General features: G+C 73.2%; 1 protein-coding gene. It reads right to left on the reverse strand.

What is annotated here, in order from left to right; translation table 11 throughout:
* A partial coding sequence (locus TN53_RS43170; RefSeq protein WP_046264399.1) for a family 1 glycosylhydrolase occupies positions 1 to 351 on the reverse strand: 351 nt, incomplete at both ends.

Below are 351 nucleotides of genomic sequence, written 5' to 3' on the forward strand. Positions count from 1 at the left end.
AGGATGTAGAGCAGCAGGGGGTCCAGGAAGAGACCGTTGGTCCAGCTCTGCAGGCGTTCCAGGGCGACGCGGTCGAAGGGGTCGTCGGTGGCCGGGTAGCCGCCGACGAGGGTCACGGTGGTCCCGATCCGGCCGCTCACTCCGGCGGCCCTCAGGGCCTGGGTCGCGAGCCCGTTGGCGAGCAGGATGTGGTGGACCGTGGGCAGCCCGGCGCGGCCGATGCCCCGGCCGGGCGTGTACATCCCGGCCACATGGTCCGCGAGGGTGGGGCCCGCCAGGTCGGTGGAGGTGATCCAGCGTGCCACCCGGTCGCCGAAGCGTCGGCCGAGGTCGGCGGCATAGGCGGCGAAG

This window comes from Streptomyces sp. WM6386 (assembly GCF_000972385.1).
Lineage (GTDB): Bacteria > Actinomycetota > Actinomycetes > Streptomycetales > Streptomycetaceae > Streptomyces.